This is a genomic window from Patescibacteria group bacterium (genome assembly GCA_041650895.1).
Lineage (GTDB): Bacteria > Patescibacteriota > Patescibacteriia > 2-01-FULL-39-33 > 2-01-FULL-39-33 > CAISTG01.
In genome coordinates this window covers 1-16534 of record JBAZKF010000001.1, presented here as the reverse complement: position 1 = coordinate 16534, position 16534 = coordinate 1, and the positions used below count along the sequence as shown (strand labels likewise).

The window sequence follows — 16534 nt, the reverse complement described above, 5'->3', positions numbered from 1 at the left end:
GTAAATAGTGGTTATTTATCTTCCATAAATATTATACCATAAACCGGAAAGCCGCACAACAAATAAAACTTAATTGCAAAAATCAGCCTTTTTTGTTATCCTATACACATGGAAAGCGACAAAAACATCACGCTGGACGAGATTGAAGCGGCCAAAAACGTTTTAGCCGAGGCAGAAAGCAGAGGGATAGAGATAGAACCGGAGGAACCGCGGCATTATCGCAGCCACCGGCCTTCCGGACACCATTCTTGCCTGGAATTTTTCAGCTGCTTTTTTCTAATGATCGCAACCGTTCTGGCTTGCGCTATTTTTTTGACTGTTTACATTTCCGGTCCGATCATTAAAACCGTTGAAGAACTGCCCGATGATTTCCCTAAAGATCTGGTTATCTATCAGCTCAATCAAGCCAGCATCAAAGTCCTGTCGCCAGAAAGCAAAGAAAAAATCGAACAATTATCAGCGGCCCTGCCCGATTGGGCCATACAAATGATTGCCGACCGCTTATACCCCGATTTAAAGACCCAGATCATCGCCCAAAACAGGACACCGGAAAACATTCCGGATAATCCGACCGTTAAGGATGTCAAAACAACCGACGGCAACGTAAAAAAAGAAATTAAAACGGTCTCCCTATCCTGGGATAATATTAATAAAACCAAAGAAGACTTGTACGAATATTATAAAAAGCAATTAGAGACAAAAGGTTTTACGGTCAACGGGTTAGTACAATCAACGGAGATCGACTTGAGTTTCTTTAAAAACGGCATTGATGGCGCCATGTCCTTAAGTGACAGTTTTTCCACTGACGGTTCCAGTATAATAAAAATGACTGTTGATTATTTAAATCGGCAATAAATAAATGCAAATATTAGGAATAAAAATCGACGAACTTAATCAAAGCCAAGTCTTGACACGGATAGGGGAGTGGCTGGCTGACGAGGGCCAGCATCAGGTTGCTACGGTCAATCCGGAATTTGTCGTTATGGCGCAAGATTATCCTGATTTCCAAAACCTGCTTAATCAAACCGCCCTTAACACCTGCGACGGCTTTGGCCTGGTTCTGGCCGCCAAGTTACTGTATAGACGCCGGTTACCCCGCGTGACTGGGGCGGATTTGAGTCGTGAACTGTTAGCGGGAAAACTGCCAACGGCAAAAATTTATTTGCTAGGAGGCGCGCCCGGCGTAGCTGAAGCAACACGAACAAAATTTGTGTTCACTGGAATTGTCAGAGCGGAAGACGGCGGCAAAATAAATCCTGACGGCAAACGATTAGAACGTAATGAAGCAGTGATTGAAAGAATCAACGCTTCTGGCGCCAATATTTTGTTAGTCGCTTTTGGCCAAGTCAAACAAGAGATATGGATTAAGGAAAATTTAGATAGAATGCCCGGCATTAAAGTAGCTATAGGCGTCGGTGGCACCTTTGACTACTTAGCCGGAAAAATTAGACGCGCACCCTATTGTCTACGTTTTATCGGCCTGGAATGGTTATATCGATTGATAATTGAACCGCGACGAATAGGAAGAATCTGGCGCGCCACAGTAGTATTCAGTCGGCTGGCGATAAAAGAAAAATTTAAAAATAAAAGAACACCTAAACAAAAATAATAAAACAGTTAACAGTACAATAATCGGCCATCTCTTACTTTCCGGTTCCTAATCACTTTATCTCTAACAAATAAAATATGTTTAATTTATTCAAATCCAAGGTTCGCACCCGTTTTGCACCCAGCCCGACCGGTTATGTTCACTTGGGGTCTTTGCGCAGCGCCCTATATGAATACTTATTCGCCAAGCAAAACGGCGGGACTTTCTTTTTGCGCATTGAGGACACGGATCAAAGCCGCGAGGTCTCGGGAGCGGTGGAGAACCTGCTAAAAGTACTAAAATGGGCGGGTATTAAGCCGGATGAGGGTGTTTTACTGGATCGGGCGGGAAAACCCTCAGAAAAGGGCAAATTTGGCCCCTACACGCAATCTAAGCGCCTAGATTCATACCAAAAATACGCCCAGGAGTTGGTTAACCAAGGTTACGCTTACTACTGCTTTTGCACTCCTGAACGACTGGAAAAGCTCAGACGGGAGCAGGAGGAACTTAAGCGTCCAACCCGCTACGACGGCCAATGTAAAAAACTCACCGCCGAAGAAGTTAAGGAGCGCCTAGCCAAGGGCGAGAAGCATGTTATCAGAATGAGGATGCCGGAGAACAGGGAGATAAAATTCAATGACTTGATCAGGGGCAAGGTTATGATCAACTCAAAAGAATTGGATGATCAGGTATTACTTAAAGCCGACGGCTTTCCCACTTATCATTTGGCTCATGTGGTTGATGACCACCTAATGAAATCAACTCACGTCATTCGCGCCGAAGAGTGGTTGCCATCAACACCCAAACACATTGTTCTGTTTGAGTACTTCGGTTGGACAGCGCCTGTTTATGCCCACCTACCTCTAATCCTAAATAAAGACAGATCCAAGCTGTCCAAAAGGCAAGGCGACGTGGCCGTAGAGGATTATATGAAGGCCGGATATCTGCCGGAAGCGCTAATAAACTACGTGGCGCTTTTGGGCTGGAATCCAGGAACCGAACAGGAGGTTTTTAGCTTAGACGAACTAATCAAGCAGTTCTCTCTCGCCAAAGTCCACAAAGCCGGAGCCATTTTTGATCAACAAAAACTTGACTGGCTAAACGGCGAATACATCAAAAAACTATCGAATACAAAATTTGTTCAACTGGCCCGGCCATACCTGGAAAATAATGTCGGGGCTTTACCTGAGGGTTTTGAAATTGAAAAAATATTAGCGATTGAGCAGGAACGCATAAGCAAGCTGTCCGAGGCGGGGGAGGGAATAAAATTCTTATTTACTGATACGATGGACTACCGGCCGGAACTACTGATTTGGAAAAAATCAGACAAGCAAACTGCCTTGAAAAATCTATCTTTGGTGACCGAAGAGCTAAAACGGCTGACTGATTGGTCTAAGGAAAATTTGGAGAAATCCCTATTAATTTGGATTAAGAATTCCAACCTGACCAACGGTGCAGTGCTCTGGCCGCTTAGAGCCGCCTTAACCGGCCAAGAAAAATCTCCAACGCCGTTTGAAATCGCTGAGATATTGGGTAAAGAAAAAACTCTGGACAGGATCGGACAGGCGATAAAAAAATTAAGTTAAATAAAAATAAAAAGCAGTGGTTTCAAAATCACTGCTTTATGCATTCAGTCAATCTAAAGTGCTATCTTTACAAAACTGCAACCTGTTTTATTTCCCTGCGCCATCATCAGTCGGTCGGGAACATCGAGGACAAAAAATCTTTCCATTGTCGTAGTTGCAAGTCCAACCACAATCCAATGCTTGTTGCAAAACGTTTACCCAGTAACTGAAAAAATCCTTGACCGGCGGCAACATAATATTAAGAATTTGTCCGCATTCCTTACCTGCCTTCACTCCGTCACAAACAACTTGCCCGCCTGTCTTCGGAATTATCATGACTATTCCTCCTTTCCCATAGGATTATTAAGCTTGCTATTCTAAAATTCTAAGGCAAACAATTAAAATGTTAATAAAAAACCTCCATTTTGTCAAACGCCGAATAATTTGTTATAATTAATAAAAATGGAAGGCAAAAAAATCGCAAAATTAATATTTATCTTCTGCCTAGCAATCTTGGCTGTTTTTGGCACTCTTCAATTTACCCGAGCGGCAGAACAGGGGAGTAATGATCAAGCGGCCGCCGATGAACTTAACAAGCAAATAGAAGCGCAAAAAGCCAAAATAGACCAACTGACCCAAAAAATTACCGAATACCAAACCAATGTAAAATACAATCGTTTAGAACAAGTCAGCTTACAAAACCAACTAAACATACTGAGCAACCAAATAGGCAAAACCAATTTAGATATCCAAATCAAAGAAGAGGAAGTCAAAGAAGTCCAACTGGAAATTGAACGCACTAATATTAACATCAAAAAGAATGAGGGGTTAATGGAAAATGAAAAAAACAAATTAGCCAACGTTTTGCGCCTAATAGCTCGATATGATGATAAAGACTATATTTCCATACTCTTGGGCAACAACTCTTTTTCCGAATTTTTTGACCAAATAAAATATTCCGAGGACATTAGAAGCGACCTGCAAAAAACGCTTAATCGCTTGCAAGAATTAAGCGACAAATTAGTTGACCAAAAAAAAGAGTTGGATCAAAGCAAACAGCAACTGGCCGATACCCTGAATAAATTAGAAGATGAGAAATCAATATTAAACGATAAACAACAAGAAAAAAATTACCTGATTACAGAAACCAAGAAGTCAGAAAGTAAATTTCAGACATTAATTACCGATCTAAAAAAAGAGCAAGCCGCGGCCAATGCCCAGGTTGCCGCATTAGAAAAAAAGCTTCGTGATCAATTATCTAAAAAAGGAGAAAAAGAACGCTTTAATCAATTGGGAACGGCAGCCCTAAGCTGGCCGACCGCCAGCCAGCGTTTAACTTCCATTTTTCATGATCCTGAATATCCTTACCGCTATCTATTTGAGCATTCCGGCATTGATATCGGCGTCAAAACCGGTACTCCAGTCAAAGCTGCCGATACCGGCTATGTGGCGACTATCGGCCGAAATACCAAATGGTACGGCAATTACATCATGATTATCCATGGCAACAATATTTCCACGCTTTACGCTCATCTAAGCTCCATTAATGTAGGTAGCGACGAGTATGTCACTAAAGGCCAATTAATCGGCTTATCCGGTAGTACTGGCTTTTCCTCCGGACCGCATCTGCACTTTGAAGTCAGAGCCAATGGAGTCCCAGTTGATCCACTTAATTATTTGCCATAAATATTTATTATTTGGGGGGGTTGACAGCCATATTTATTTCTCTTATTATCTTTGCTATAATATAAAAAGGGTAAAAAACCCTAATAAAAATAACTATTCTAAATGTATGGACACATGCGTCAAATGCGGTATGCCCGTTAGTGACGACAGCAAATGCAGCTGCGACACCTCGCTCTGCTTTCATTGTTGCGCTTGCGGCCCGGACTGCGCTTGCGGCTGCAGCAACATGATCGACGATTCCAACACTGATGACGAGGAAGACGTCGAGGAAATTGACGAAGATGAAGATGAGGACACAGACGAGGACGAGGAAGAAGAGGAAAAAATATAAGAATCGAATCTTAATAAAACAACCGGCAAACACCGGTTGTTTTTTTGTTTATCTACTGCCACTATGAAATTTTTTATAGACATCTCTTAGCCGAGGATTAGTAACGTGAGTATAGATTTGAGTGGTGGCCACATTACTATGGCCCAATAACTCTTGAACTGATCTTAGATCAGCCCCTTGCTCCAATAAATCAGTGGCGTAACTATGCCTAAGGGTATGGGGCGTAGCATTAATCGGCAGTCCAGCCATAATCGTATACTTCTTAACCAGATTTTCAATTGCCCTAGGAGTTAAACGACGCTCGCCTTTATCGCCGGTATTGCGACTATAATTAATAAATAGGGGAATGAGCATGTCTTCTTGACGCACTTTTAGATATAAAGCTAAATATTTAATGGCTCGAGGCGAAAAATAAATAGTCCTGACCTTGCCGCCCTTGCCGGCTATTGATAATTCCAAATCCTTGATTTTATTATTCAAAATTCCCCTAATATCAAATTGCTTCAAGTTAAGCGAAGTTAACTCGGAGACACGCATACCGGTAGAAAAAAAGACTTCCAAAATAACCCGATCACGCAAACCGGAAATATCGTTTAAATCCGGCATCGATAACAAATGCTCAACCTGACTATAAGAAAAAAATTTTATTTGTCTGTCTTTATCAGTCAATTTAGGTAATTTAATTTTTTCCGCCGGCAGGGAACTGATATCCTTCTCAGTAAAATAGTTCAATAATTGCCTTAAGGCCCTCAAATAATAGCTCTGAGTGGTTTTTTTTAAATATTGGCCTTTCTGATCCTTTTTATGCGACAAGTAGAGGCGGAAGTCCCAAATATGCTTGCTATCCAACTCATGGGGTTTAATCTGAGATAGATTATTATCTTTGAGCCAAACAATAAACACTTTGAGAAAATTGTGATAATTCTTAGCGGAAACAGGGGAAAGGCCTTTTTCCACTTCAATATAATCTAAAAAGTCATTGATATGCTTAATTAATGGTTCCGAAGACTTTTTCATAATTAATAGGCTTATTTGATGATACTACATCGGTTATCCTGCGTTATACGAAGTTAAATATATTATATAATAAAAACGCAAACTAAGGCAAATAATAATAAAGATTATATTCCCTGCTCCGGAAAAACATAGACATGATCACCGATGCGCAAATCAATATATTGGAACGCCTTACCTTTAAGCTTCTTATCTAAAAAGAAGTAGAGGTTCTCCAGAGAGAACTTGATATTGGTGTTAATGGAGAATTTAGCCTGCCAACCGGCTTCGGCATTCATAAACACCTGATCCACTCCCCCGCTCTGATAATCTTTAACCTTGATGTTACGGCTCTTTAAATCTTTATCCAATTCCAAAACATAATTGACAAATCTTCCGGAAATCGGTCGATCGCCGATTTTTATTTCCTGCGCCAAAACCAATCGGGGAAAACGCGGTGAATAATCAATCACCTCTTGAGGCGACAACTCCTTGATAATCGTACCGGTCATGTCAACAAAATATGACGTCTGATTGTTGGTGGCGATAAGATAAGCGACTTTTTCTTCCAAACTGATATCCAAACGATGCCAGCTTTTTTTTATTTCCAACTTATTCAAGGCGTAACGGCTGTTAATCTCCCGCTCCAGTCTTTTCTGATTAAAAAAAATCATATTACGGCGAGGAAACAAAAAAAGCTTATAACCGCTCAGCTCTTTCTCAGCCATGGCTCCGATTTCATTTTGATCAATTAAATCCGTACCGGAAATGCCAACGGCAGTAATCTTAAACAAGTCGCTATAAATAATCACATACAATAAAAAAAGAGCCAAGAGGATCTGCAGATACAGCTTGGTGTTGAAGTGCTTGGTTAAACTCTTTTTTTCCGGATGAAAGTAGGGATTATTGAAGTTCTTAACCTGATAATCCTTCTTGACTCCCGATTTCCCGCCGGTGTAAGAATAATCCTTAATCATGCTGCATTCCTAATTTAATTGATGATATCCTGCGTGTTAAAAAGCTCCAAAACTGAAGCATTATCAAAATACGGCATCATTAATCCTTTTTCCCAGCCCCAATCATGAAAGGCGGCGCGAATCATCTTGCCGGTATCGCCATGAGTAACGATTAAAATATTATCTTGGGGATGCCTCTCTTTTATCTCATCCAAAATCTTTTTTCCTCTCTCATAAGCAGAGGAAAAATCCTCGGTGCCCTCTGCTTCCAAAAAATAATTCACCCCGTCGCTATGCAAAATTTTATCCGTATACTTTGGTATATCGGCTAATGGTTTGCCGGTTAAAATTCCAAACTCCCTTTCTATTAAATGCTCATCAACTATAATTTCATCTACATGCAAAAATTCGGCAATAATCCGGGCGGTTTCGTAACACCTCTTAAGCGGCGATGAATAAATTATTTTAATACTGTAAGCAGCAGCAAGTTTTTGAGCGGTTGCCTTGGCCTGTTCCCGGCCCAAATCAGTCAATTCCGTGTCCCTGCGGCCGTTTAATATCTTGGCCACATTATCAGTATCTTGCCCATGCCGCACGATGAATATTTTCCCCATAAATAGATAAACTTACTTTTTTTCAATTTTGTCGAACCCCGTCCATTTGCGTAAAACTTCAGGAATAACCACTGAGCCATCGGCTTGCTGGAACTGTTCAAGAATTGCGGGAAATAAACGGCTGGTGGCCAATCCTGAAGCATTCAGGGTATGAACATATTCATTCTTACCTGTCTCAGCGTCTTTGTAACGAATATTGCCACGTCGCGCCTGATAATCAAGAGCGTTAGAAGCTGAGGAGACTTCTTTATAAATACCCATAGACGGAATCCACACCTCAATATCAATGGTTTTGGCCATAGCCGCAGAAGCGTCGCCGGCCGCCAATTGCACTGTCTGGAAATGCAAGCCCAAACCCTCAACCAACGACTCGGCATTGCGAGTCAATTCATCAAAAGCCGGCCAAGACTCGCCTGCCTTGGTAAATTGGAACATTTCAATTTTATTAAACTGATGCCCGCGGATCATTCCCCTCTCCTCTTTGCGATAAGAGCCGGCTTCACGGCGGAAACAAGCCGAGTAAGCGCAATATTTAAGCGGCAATTCTTTTTCATCCAAAATCTCATCGCGATGATAATTGCCCAGCATCATTTCCGAAGTGGCATTAAGACAAAGCTGATCTTGCGTCCAAAACAGATCATCGCGGAATTTGGGCAGATGGCCTGAGGTATAGGCCGACTTCTCGGTTAATAAATATGGCGGCAAAATGAAGGTATAACCGTTTTTAGTATGAAAATCCAAAAAATAATTCAACAACGCCCACTCTAATAATGCACCTTGCCCCTTATAAATCCAAAAACCGGAACCGGACATCTTCACTCCTCTTTCATAGTCAATCAGACCCAGCTCAGTCGCCAGCTCCACATGATCTTTAGGTGTGAAAGAGAATTCCGGTTTACTGCCGGATGATCTGATGACCTTGTTATTCTCCTTATCGCCGGATAAGACATCGTCAGCCGGCACATTCGGCAGTTCAGCCATCGCCAATTCAAAATCAGCCTCAATCCCCCCTAATTGGGTGTCTAAGGCCTTAATCTCCTCTCCTACCGATTTCATCTTCTCAATAATCTCCGGGGTCGGTTTGGTTTTTGACGCTTTATTGCGTTCTGACTTCAAGTCCTCAGTTTTCTGCAAAACTTCGCGACGTTCGTTATCCAACTTTAAAATCTTGCTCAAAGCTGATTCCAGAACCTTTTTATCCATTCTTTTTAACAATCCCTCCTTGATTTTCTCCGTATTCTCGCGGAGCTGTTTGATATCTAACATAAAATTGATTATAAAAATCTAAAATATTTATTGCGTCGCGGTCATATTTTGGAATTGTTGTTGCATCTCTTCCACCATAATTGCTTGGTATTTTTCACCCATGTCGTCGTTGCATTTGTCCTCATTGCCGGTAACGGCCTTACAACCGAAAATGTAGCCTAACATATAACCGGTGCCTAAACCGCTGTCATTAGCAGCGGCAGTTCTGATCAAATCCTTATCCAATTCATCCTGTTTTTTTCCGGCTTCTATCCCCTCTTTGATTGTTGTTTTTACAATCTCTTTGGATTCACTGCCCTGATAATTCATAATCGTATAGATATTCTCCACATTCTCTTCTGAGGAAATTTTATTAGGATCATTCATATCCTGATTAAGCTCTTGAGCGGCGTTATAAGTATTAGCCACATCGCCAACGATAACTTTGCCCCGGTCGGCCTTGCCGCAACCGGCCAAAATTAAAGCGAGAATCGGCAGAATTAACAATAATTTTTTCATAGTTATTAAATTATTTCTCAATTATTTCTATGGAATTAATCTTGACTGGGGTAACTGGTTTGCTCATGGCGCCATCAGCGCCCAAGGTCGTCTTAGCTGTGGCAATTTTATCCACCGCTTCCAACCCCTTAGTGACGTGGCCGAAGATAACATAGTCTTTCTGTAAGGGCACGTCGGCGTGCATAATGAAGAATTGCGAGCCATTGGTATTGGGGCCGGAATTAGCCATGGCCAAGGTGCCGCGGGTATATTCGCCGGTAAACTTCTCATCGGCAAAATTATAGCCCGGCCCGCCGGTGCCATCGCCCTTGGGATCGCCACCCTGGATCATGAAATCCTTAATGACGCGATGGAATACCGTATTATCATAAAAATTATTCCTGGCCAAATAGACAAAATTATTAACTGCGATCGGCGTAGCTTTGGCGTTTAAGGCGACAGTAATATCGCCCTGGTTGGTGTGTAAAACAGCGGTGTAGGTTTTGTTTTGATCAATAATCATTTCCGGCATAGAAAATATTTTATTAGTTATGGCAGATGAAGTTGCTTGGCTGGAACTGGCATTATTCGAATTAACGATTGGCGATTCTGTTACTGTCCGACTAATAACCGCAACGCTCCCGGCCGGCACAGAAACTTTAGCTTCCTGCTGAATGCCACAGCCGGTCAAAGCAAAGGAAAAAATAATTAAAGCGATTAATAAATAACTCTTTTTCATACTCTATTCTTTAGGTCTTAAAAGCGGAAATAATACCACATCGCGCAAATTAGTTTGGCCGGTTAGAATTGCGACTGTCCGATCAATGCCCATACCCCAACCGGAAATGGGTGGCGCGCCATGCTCCAATGCGGTAATAAACTCATCATCACCTTCCATTACTTCGCCCTCACCCTTGGTTTTGGCTGATTTCTGGCCATCAAAACGCTCTTGCTGATCAATCGGATCAACCAACTCGGAATACGCCTTAACGATTTCCCAACCGTTAACTATGAGCTGGAATTGATCCACAATATTATTATCATCGTCATTAAGGCGTGCTAAAGGCTGTAAATATTTGGGATAATGATATAGAATCACTGGTCCGACAATTTTGGGCCGGCTAACTTTCTTGTAGAGGTTATCCACCAACCCCGACAAACTCATTCCGTCCATGTCCTCAAACTCAATTTTCTTTTTCTTAATATCTTTCAGAAGCTGCTTGGCATCGCTATAAGCCATAATATCCAGGCCGGCATCTTTTTTGATCAGGTCAATGAAATTAACGCGAGGCCAGGGCGTGGAAAAATCAACCAACTGCTTCTCCCCTTCCCTGTTTTCAATCTTAATCTTTTTGTCCAATCCTAATTGGTCAAAAATATAATCAAACATCTGCTCGGTGAATTTGATATTATCTTCAAAATTCCAATAAGCGCAATAATGCTCCAAATGGGTATGCTCGGGCAGATGTGACGGATCAACGCCCTCATTACGAAACGCTTTACCCAATTCAAAAATCTTTTCCATCCCGCCGACAATCAGTTCCTTAAGCGGTAACTCATGGGAAATGCGCAAAAACAAATCAATATCCAAGGCGTTGTTATGCGTCTTATACGGCGTGGCAGTCGCACCGGTAGCCTGATGCATGAAAGTCGGGGTTTCCACCTCAATAAATTTTTCCCGCCAATAGAATTCACGAATAACACGGATAAAATCGCTCCGGAACTGGAAACGCTTCTTGGCTTCATCATTAACGATTAAATCCAAATATCTCTGGCGATAAATCGTATCCGTATCCTTAAGACCGTGGAATTTTTCCGGCAAGGGCAATAAAGCCTTGCCTAAAAATTTATATTCCTTAACCAAGACAGAAATCTCGCCGGCTTTGGTGGTAAAGATTTCCCCGCTAACTCCGACAAAATCCCCCATATCCATATGATCCTTAAACCACTTGAATTTCTCTTCGCCAATTTCCATAATATTTAACACGGCTTGGCATTTGCCGCTCCAATCCGATAGATGGCAAAAAGCGATCTTGCCCATGCTTCTGATAGTGATAATCCGGCCGGCTGTCTGAACCTTAGTCCCCTCTTTGCCAGCTTTGGCCTCGGCCAAGCTCTGCCGCTTATCAAATTTTTCCGGATAAGGATTGATGCCGGAACTTCTAATCTCTTCCAAACGCTTAAGACGCATTACTTTTTCATCCAGAGGATTGATTGCTGATTGTTGAGGCATATTATTTTTATTTTTCATATCTTCTTTCCAATACTCTTACCAAATTATAACAAGCGGTCCAGTCATAAGTCCGGGCAAAACATAACAATAACTCAAAATAACGCTTCTTATCGCCCTCTTCCATAATAGAAAGCTGGTGTTCCAACTCCTCGGCACTTCTTTCTCGATTAGAATTAAAAAAATTATGCAATTCAACAAATAGGAAATCTTTGGGAATCTCTGCCAACTCTTCCAAAAGCGGAAAATCAGCTTCTTGAATCTTGCGATTTCTGATAAATTCCTGCAATCCCGCTTCAATTAAAACCGAATTTACCGGCCCTTTTTCTATCTTCATAATGCTTATATTATACGAAAATCAGCAAAAAATAGCAAATAAAAAAGCCACGGCTAACCGTGGCTTGGGCACTCGGCTTATAGAACGATAAACTCATCAAATATCTTTCTTCCCCATTTTTCCAAAAACGTCCATGATTTTGGCGATCCGTAATCAATAATCTTCAATCTACCATTAAGAACGACATAATTTTCTATTTGACGGAGAGTATGCGGATCGGCATGGATATCCTCATCATCATTCTCGTCATGGCCGATGATGTGGCTGATTTGGTCTCTGAAATATTTTTCGGTTACTTGCGGATAAGCACCGGCCGCCTGAATATTGACTAAGCCCAAAGACAGATGGGTCGGGGCAAGAATTGGCAAACGGGTACGCCGGTAATAGCACCATTCCGACCAATTGGCCATAACCCCGCGGAATAGCCAGTAGAGCGGGGAAAACGAGCAAGTATAACCGTACTTTTTGATCATCTGCCTTATGTGAGGGCTATTACTAAATTGCTTGAGCCCGCATTTTAAAGCCATAAACGGATTAATCTTGGCAAACTTAAAGGCCAAAAAACCGATCACCAGGACAAATCTGGTATCGCCGGAATACCATCTGATAATTTTCATTGTTGATTCTCCTTTATGTGCAATACCCGCAAATAAATAGTTTCAAGGTGCGACTGCTTATGATACCAAAAAATAAATAAAAAGTCAAGAACGAAAAAATAACCGGTTTCAACCGGTTATTTCTAATCATCTTTAAAACCCCAATAAAATTGACAGACCCAGGATGCCGTGAATCACGGCCAAGATCAGCGCCAGAAGCGCCATAGTCTGATGCCACTTGATTGGATTAGACAGTTTGCATTTGCCCTTAAAAATCCGATAACCGATCAAAGCGACAAGGAGGAAAAGAATAAAAGTGATAATTCCCCCATACATAATGGCCGGATAGCCGAAAATCGGCAATAAAGCGATTGATGATAGCATATTGTAAAATTATTTCCTTTTTGATTTTTTGCCGGCTTTGGTAGCGGAAGATCTTTTCTTTTCCGCCACAGCTTCAATTAATTTGGATACGCCGTCAATTAACGGTGGCACAAAACTGGCGGTGTTCTCCACCTTGGACTTGAAAGCGGTCATGACTTTCTCTACCGCTTCCACTTTACGCCTAATGGCTTTGGTAATGTACCAGCCATCTCGCAAAATCATGGCGAAATAAAAGATAGCGAAGCTGGTGCAAATACCGCCAAAAAGAATAACGAACGATAATACGACCCAGAATAGGTCTTTTGATGTGACAAGCATGGGAATTAAATTAAGTTTTTATCTTACACTTATATTATAACTCTTTTTTAATTCGGCGACAACTTTATCATGAGCTTTTTGCGCTTCTGTTAATTCCAGTGTTTTATTTAAATCACGATAAACAATCCTAATCGCCAAGGCCTTCTTACCCTCCGTAATCTTCTCGCCCTGATAAACCGATAAGAAATCAACTTTATCAATCAATGGCGCGCCGGCATCACTAGCAACATTAGCCACCTCGGCAAAAGTGACCACATTATCAATCTCCATCGATAAATCCAATTCAATTGCCGGAAATTTCGGAATCGGGCGATAGGTCGGAGCGGATTTGGCCAAGGAGGCTACGGCATCAAAATCCAATTCCACCACGGCCACGGCTTTCTTGATGCTGAAAGCGGACAAGATTTTATTTTTAACAATATAAATTTTCCCCAACTCCGTATCACCGCAATAAATTTTATTAACCGATTCCTCTGTTTCGCTATGTTCTGATCGGAATGACAAGGCGGGCAGATATAATCTTTGGGCTAAGCCATCCAAAACCCCCCGAGCATCGACGGCCGCATCTTCAAGATTAATGCCATAGCAAGCCACTAATAGCTTAAATCTCTCAGCAGCCAAATCATTCGGGCCCAAAGGCAGATACACCTGGCTCAAATCAAACAGTTTGCCGGCCGGAAAAAATCCCTGATTATCGGCGATAATCTGCAAGACGCCGGGTAAAAGCGAACGACGCATATATTCAAAATCGGCGCTTAAAGGATTGGCGATCTTAATATGATCAGCCAGCTTCAAGCCCGCGCCCAAGATTTGCTTTTCGGAAATGAAAGAATAAGTATAAACCTCGGTTAAGCCGAAACCGGCCAGGATATCCTTAATCCTATCTTCCAGCGCAAAGTTAGCGGCAGCGGCGGCTTGAGGCAAGACGCCGGACATTAATTCCGTCGGCAGATTCTGGTAGCCGTGCATACGGGCGATTTCCTCAATCAAATCATGCTGGCCCTCCATGTCGTTATCGCGCCACCAGGGAATCGTTACTTTGAATTTATTCTGCTTGGCTGACACTTTAAAACCCAGGGCTTCCAGATTTTTCTTGATTTCTGCCGGCTTAATCTTGACGCCCAAGGCGGAATCAACCCGCTCTTGCGCCAAAACAATTTCTTTATCTTGGTATTTGTATGATTTTTCGTCAATCAATTTGCCGGCAACTTTGGCGCTGCAGAGTTCCTGAGCCAACTCAATGGCGCGCAACATGGCGGCGGTGACATTTTCCGGGCTAATTCCCTTCTCATATAAAGCAGAGCTCTCAGAACGCAAATTCAGGGTTCTGGAGGTCTTCCTGACTGAAACCGGATTAAAATTAGCGCACTCAAAGACTATAGTTTTGGTACCTGAAGCCGCGGCTGACAATTCTCCGCCCATGACGCCGGCCACCGCCACCGGATTCTGCTTATCGGCGATTACCAGCTGATCGGCGGATAATTCATACTCTTCGCCGTCAAGCGCCAAAATTCTTTCGCCTTTCTTGGCTTTGCGGATATTGATTTCCGCGCCAGACAATTTCTCATAATCAAAAACATGCATGGGCTGGCCGAATTCCAATAAAATATAATTCGTGATATCCACTAAATTATTGATCGGGCGCAAACCGGAAGCGAGCAAGCGCTGTTGCATCCATAATGGCGACGGACTGACTTTGGCATCGGTCATGATTATAGCCGAGTATCTCGGACACAGCCTGGATTCTTGCACTTTTACCTTTAAATTCTTTTTAACGCCTTTGATAGTTAAATTCGGCTTAGGCGTCTGGTATAAAAACTTGCTGTCTAAAATCGCGGATGCTTCTCGGGCAATGCCGATAACGCTCATGGCATCGGGACGGTTGGAAGTGATTTCAATATCCAAAACCGCATCATCCATGGGCATGGCCTTCTCTAACGGCTCGCCGACTTTGGCATCCGCCGGCAAGATATAAATTCCGGTGTGATCCTCGCCCAACCCCAATTCTTTTTGGCTGCACATCATGCCAAAACTTTCTAAGCCGCGAAGCTTAGCTTCTTTGATTTCAAATTCGCCGACTTTGCCGCCGACCAAGACCACTGGAACTTTCTGGCCTTCTTTGATGTTGGGCGCCCCGCAGACGATCTGCAACTCATCCTTGCCAACATTAACTTTGCAGACATGAAGTTTGTCCGCATTAGGATGCTGATCAATTTTTTTGATTTGGCCGACAACAACTTTACTAAAATTCGGTTTAACGACATTAATGCGATCAACCGAGGGGCCAGACAAAGAAATCTTTTTGGCAAATTCTTGGGGTGTCAAACTGGTTTTGACATACGACTTTAGCCAGTTGTAAGAGATATTTAAATTCATATTTTATTTTTCAGTATTTTTCTTTATTATTTTATATTGTCATCTCGACCGAGGCCTCAAGGCCGAGTGGAGGGACCGCTTAATTTTAAAAACCGAATATCTCTTTACTTAAATCAATCCATTTTGGATTAATCGTCTTGATTAAAAATTCTTTCTTTTTCCTATTCCATTTCTTAATTTGCTTTTCTCTGGCGATAGTTCCATTAATATCCTGTCCGTATTCGTAATAAACTAACCTTTTGCAACCGTATTTTTTAGTAAATCCCTCTATAATTTCATTCTTATGCTCCCAGACCCGGCGTCCAAGATTATTAGTCATCCCCACATATAAAGTTCCCGATTCGGAAGCCATAATATACAAATAGTAATATTTGGTCATAGAGTGCGTTTTGTCATCCCAATCGGCGTCATTAAACCATTTTGTCATCCCGACCGAGGCCTCAAGGCCGAGTGGAGGGATCGCTTTTAACTCTAAATAAACTATTTTAATGGGTTTTTACTGTCAAAAGGGATTCCTCCACTACGCTTCGCTTCGGTCGGAATGACAACGGGCGAGCGACTTTAGCCAGTTGTAAGAGATATTTAAGTTCATATTTTATTTTTCAGTATTTTTCTTTATTATTTTATATTGTCATCTCGACCGAGGCCTCAAGACCGAGTGGAGGGATCGCTTAATTTTAAAAACCGAACATCTCTTTACTTAAATCAATCCATTTTGGATTAATCGTCTTGATTAAAAATTCTTTCTTTTTCCTATTCCATTTCTTAATTTGCTTTTCTCTGGCGATAGTTCCATTAATATCCTGTCCGTATTCGT

At 42.0% G+C, this 16534-nt stretch carries 19 protein-coding genes; 5 read left to right on the top strand and 14 right to left on the bottom strand.

Features of this window, described 5'->3' with window-relative positions:
- The first annotated feature begins 108 nt into the window (after positions 1 to 108).
- The 3 genes from WC473_00095 (at position 109) to gltX (ending at position 3174) form a co-directional block, all read left to right on the top strand.
- The gene (locus WC473_00095) at positions 109 to 855 is read left to right on the top strand and encodes a hypothetical protein (protein MFA5124216.1); all 747 of its coding nucleotides are present in this window, start codon (positions 109 to 111) and stop codon (positions 853 to 855) included.
- A 4-nt stretch (positions 856 to 859) separates the two neighbouring features.
- Positions 860 to 1609 (top strand): WecB/TagA/CpsF family glycosyltransferase, encoded by a 750-nt coding sequence (locus tag WC473_00090; protein MFA5124215.1) that lies wholly within the window; start codon positions 860 to 862, stop codon positions 1607 to 1609.
- 77 nt (positions 1610 to 1686) lie between these two features.
- Positions 1687 to 3174, top strand: coding sequence for a glutamate--tRNA ligase (gene gltX / locus WC473_00085; GenBank protein ID MFA5124214.1), 1488 nt, complete (start codon positions 1687 to 1689; stop codon positions 3172 to 3174).
- Between the two features lie 87 nt (positions 3175 to 3261).
- Here gltX and WC473_00080 read toward each other — a convergent pair whose 3' ends face one another.
- On the bottom strand, positions 3262 to 3489 hold the full coding sequence (locus tag WC473_00080; protein MFA5124213.1) for a hypothetical protein: 228 nt from the start codon (positions 3487 to 3489) through the stop codon (positions 3262 to 3264).
- Positions 3490 to 3615: 126 nt separating this feature from the next.
- Here WC473_00080 and WC473_00075 point away from each other — a divergent pair, with 126 nt between their 5' ends.
- Together WC473_00075 and WC473_00070 are read left to right on the top strand one after the other, a co-directional pair.
- Entirely contained in the window at positions 3616 to 4839 is a 1224-nt protein-coding gene (locus tag WC473_00075; GenBank protein ID MFA5124212.1) for a peptidoglycan DD-metalloendopeptidase family protein, read from the top strand.
- A 106-nt stretch (positions 4840 to 4945) separates the two neighbouring features.
- A complete protein-coding gene (locus WC473_00070; GenBank protein ID MFA5124211.1) occupies positions 4946 to 5170 on the top strand; it encodes a hypothetical protein in 225 nt (74 codons plus the stop codon).
- Between the two features lie 48 nt (positions 5171 to 5218).
- Here the strand turns inward: WC473_00070 and WC473_00065 are convergent, their stop codons facing one another.
- The 13 genes from WC473_00065 to WC473_00005 all read right to left on the bottom strand — a co-directional run bounded on the left by WC473_00065 (position 5219) and on the right by WC473_00005 (position 16144).
- Positions 5219 to 6187 carry a tyrosine-type recombinase/integrase gene (locus WC473_00065; protein MFA5124210.1) on the bottom strand — a complete coding sequence of 323 codons (969 nt, stop codon included), beginning with the start codon at positions 6185 to 6187 and terminating at the stop codon, positions 5219 to 5221.
- A 104-nt stretch (positions 6188 to 6291) separates the two neighbouring features.
- Positions 6292 to 7140, bottom strand: a complete 849-nt coding sequence (locus tag WC473_00060; protein MFA5124209.1) for a hypothetical protein — start codon at positions 7138 to 7140, stop codon at positions 6292 to 6294.
- Between the two features lie 14 nt (positions 7141 to 7154).
- Complete coding sequence (locus WC473_00055) at positions 7155 to 7733, bottom strand: histidine phosphatase family protein (protein MFA5124208.1); 579 nt, start codon at positions 7731 to 7733, stop codon at positions 7155 to 7157.
- Positions 7734 to 7745: 12 nt separating this feature from the next.
- Positions 7746 to 8999, bottom strand: a complete 1254-nt coding sequence (gene serS, locus WC473_00050; protein MFA5124207.1) for a serine--tRNA ligase — start codon at positions 8997 to 8999, stop codon at positions 7746 to 7748.
- A gap of 27 nt (positions 9000 to 9026) precedes the next feature.
- Positions 9027 to 9497 (bottom strand): hypothetical protein, encoded by a 471-nt coding sequence (locus WC473_00045; protein MFA5124206.1) that lies wholly within the window; start codon positions 9495 to 9497, stop codon positions 9027 to 9029.
- Positions 9498 to 9507: 10 nt separating this feature from the next.
- On the bottom strand, positions 9508 to 10215 hold the full coding sequence (locus tag WC473_00040; GenBank protein MFA5124205.1) for a peptidylprolyl isomerase: 708 nt from the start codon (positions 10213 to 10215) through the stop codon (positions 9508 to 9510).
- 3 nt (positions 10216 to 10218) lie between these two features.
- Positions 10219 to 11727, bottom strand: a complete 1509-nt coding sequence (gene lysS / locus WC473_00035; protein MFA5124204.1) for a lysine--tRNA ligase — start codon at positions 11725 to 11727, stop codon at positions 10219 to 10221.
- A complete protein-coding gene (locus tag WC473_00030; GenBank protein MFA5124203.1) occupies positions 11717 to 12043 on the bottom strand; it encodes a hypothetical protein in 327 nt (108 codons plus the stop codon). Before WC473_00030 ends, lysS begins: the two co-directional genes overlap by 11 nt.
- A 77-nt stretch (positions 12044 to 12120) precedes the next feature.
- Positions 12121 to 12660 (bottom strand): hypothetical protein, encoded by a 540-nt coding sequence (locus tag WC473_00025; GenBank protein ID MFA5124202.1) that lies wholly within the window; start codon positions 12658 to 12660, stop codon positions 12121 to 12123.
- A gap of 132 nt (positions 12661 to 12792) precedes the next feature.
- Entirely contained in the window at positions 12793 to 13023 is a 231-nt protein-coding gene (locus WC473_00020; protein MFA5124201.1) for a hypothetical protein, read from the bottom strand.
- 9 nt (positions 13024 to 13032) lie between these two features.
- Positions 13033 to 13341, bottom strand: coding sequence for a hypothetical protein (locus tag WC473_00015; protein MFA5124200.1), 309 nt, complete (start codon positions 13339 to 13341; stop codon positions 13033 to 13035).
- A gap of 18 nt (positions 13342 to 13359) precedes the next feature.
- A complete protein-coding gene (gene pheT, locus WC473_00010; protein MFA5124199.1) occupies positions 13360 to 15717 on the bottom strand; it encodes a phenylalanine--tRNA ligase subunit beta in 2358 nt (785 codons plus the stop codon).
- 85 nt (positions 15718 to 15802) lie between these two features.
- Positions 15803 to 16144 carry a GIY-YIG nuclease family protein gene (locus WC473_00005; protein ID MFA5124198.1) on the bottom strand — a complete coding sequence of 114 codons (342 nt, stop codon included), beginning with the start codon at positions 16142 to 16144 and terminating at the stop codon, positions 15803 to 15805.
- Positions 16145 to 16534: the final 390 nt, after the last annotated feature.

What these genes read in the sequence shown, in the direction of transcription:
- WC473_00095 (MFA5124216.1), top strand. Translation starts at nt 109, where the DNA reads ATGGAAAGCGACAAAAACATCACGCTGGACGAGATTGAAGCGGCCAAA.
- WC473_00090 (MFA5124215.1), top strand. Translation starts at nt 860, where the DNA reads ATGCAAATATTAGGAATAAAAATCGACGAACTTAATCAAAGCCAAGTC.
- gltX (MFA5124214.1), top strand. Translation starts at nt 1,687, where the DNA reads ATGTTTAATTTATTCAAATCCAAGGTTCGCACCCGTTTTGCACCCAGC.
- WC473_00080 (MFA5124213.1), bottom strand. Translation starts at nt 3,489, where the DNA reads ATGATAATTCCGAAGACAGGCGGGCAAGTTGTTTGTGACGGAGTGAAG.
- WC473_00075 (MFA5124212.1), top strand. Translation starts at nt 3,616, where the DNA reads ATGGAAGGCAAAAAAATCGCAAAATTAATATTTATCTTCTGCCTAGCA.
- WC473_00070 (MFA5124211.1), top strand. Translation starts at nt 4,946, where the DNA reads ATGGACACATGCGTCAAATGCGGTATGCCCGTTAGTGACGACAGCAAA.
- WC473_00065 (MFA5124210.1), bottom strand. Translation starts at nt 6,187, where the DNA reads ATGAAAAAGTCTTCGGAACCATTAATTAAGCATATCAATGACTTTTTA.
- WC473_00060 (MFA5124209.1), bottom strand. Translation starts at nt 7,140, where the DNA reads ATGATTAAGGATTATTCTTACACCGGCGGGAAATCGGGAGTCAAGAAG.
- WC473_00055 (MFA5124208.1), bottom strand. Translation starts at nt 7,733, where the DNA reads ATGGGGAAAATATTCATCGTGCGGCATGGGCAAGATACTGATAATGTG.
- serS (MFA5124207.1), bottom strand. Translation starts at nt 8,999, where the DNA reads ATGTTAGATATCAAACAGCTCCGCGAGAATACGGAGAAAATCAAGGAG.
- WC473_00045 (MFA5124206.1), bottom strand. Translation starts at nt 9,497, where the DNA reads ATGAAAAAATTATTGTTAATTCTGCCGATTCTCGCTTTAATTTTGGCC.
- WC473_00040 (MFA5124205.1), bottom strand. Translation starts at nt 10,215, where the DNA reads ATGAAAAAGAGTTATTTATTAATCGCTTTAATTATTTTTTCCTTTGCT.
- lysS (MFA5124204.1), bottom strand. Translation starts at nt 11,727, where the DNA reads ATGAAAAATAAAAATAATATGCCTCAACAATCAGCAATCAATCCTCTG.
- WC473_00030 (MFA5124203.1), bottom strand. Translation starts at nt 12,043, where the DNA reads ATGAAGATAGAAAAAGGGCCGGTAAATTCGGTTTTAATTGAAGCGGGA.
- WC473_00025 (MFA5124202.1), bottom strand. Translation starts at nt 12,660, where the DNA reads ATGAAAATTATCAGATGGTATTCCGGCGATACCAGATTTGTCCTGGTG.
- WC473_00020 (MFA5124201.1), bottom strand. Translation starts at nt 13,023, where the DNA reads ATGCTATCATCAATCGCTTTATTGCCGATTTTCGGCTATCCGGCCATT.
- WC473_00015 (MFA5124200.1), bottom strand. Translation starts at nt 13,341, where the DNA reads ATGCTTGTCACATCAAAAGACCTATTCTGGGTCGTATTATCGTTCGTT.
- pheT (MFA5124199.1), bottom strand. Translation starts at nt 15,717, where the DNA reads ATGAATTTAAATATCTCTTACAACTGGCTAAAGTCGTATGTCAAAACC.
- WC473_00005 (MFA5124198.1), bottom strand. Translation starts at nt 16,144, where the DNA reads ATGACAAAATGGTTTAATGACGCCGATTGGGATGACAAAACGCACTCT.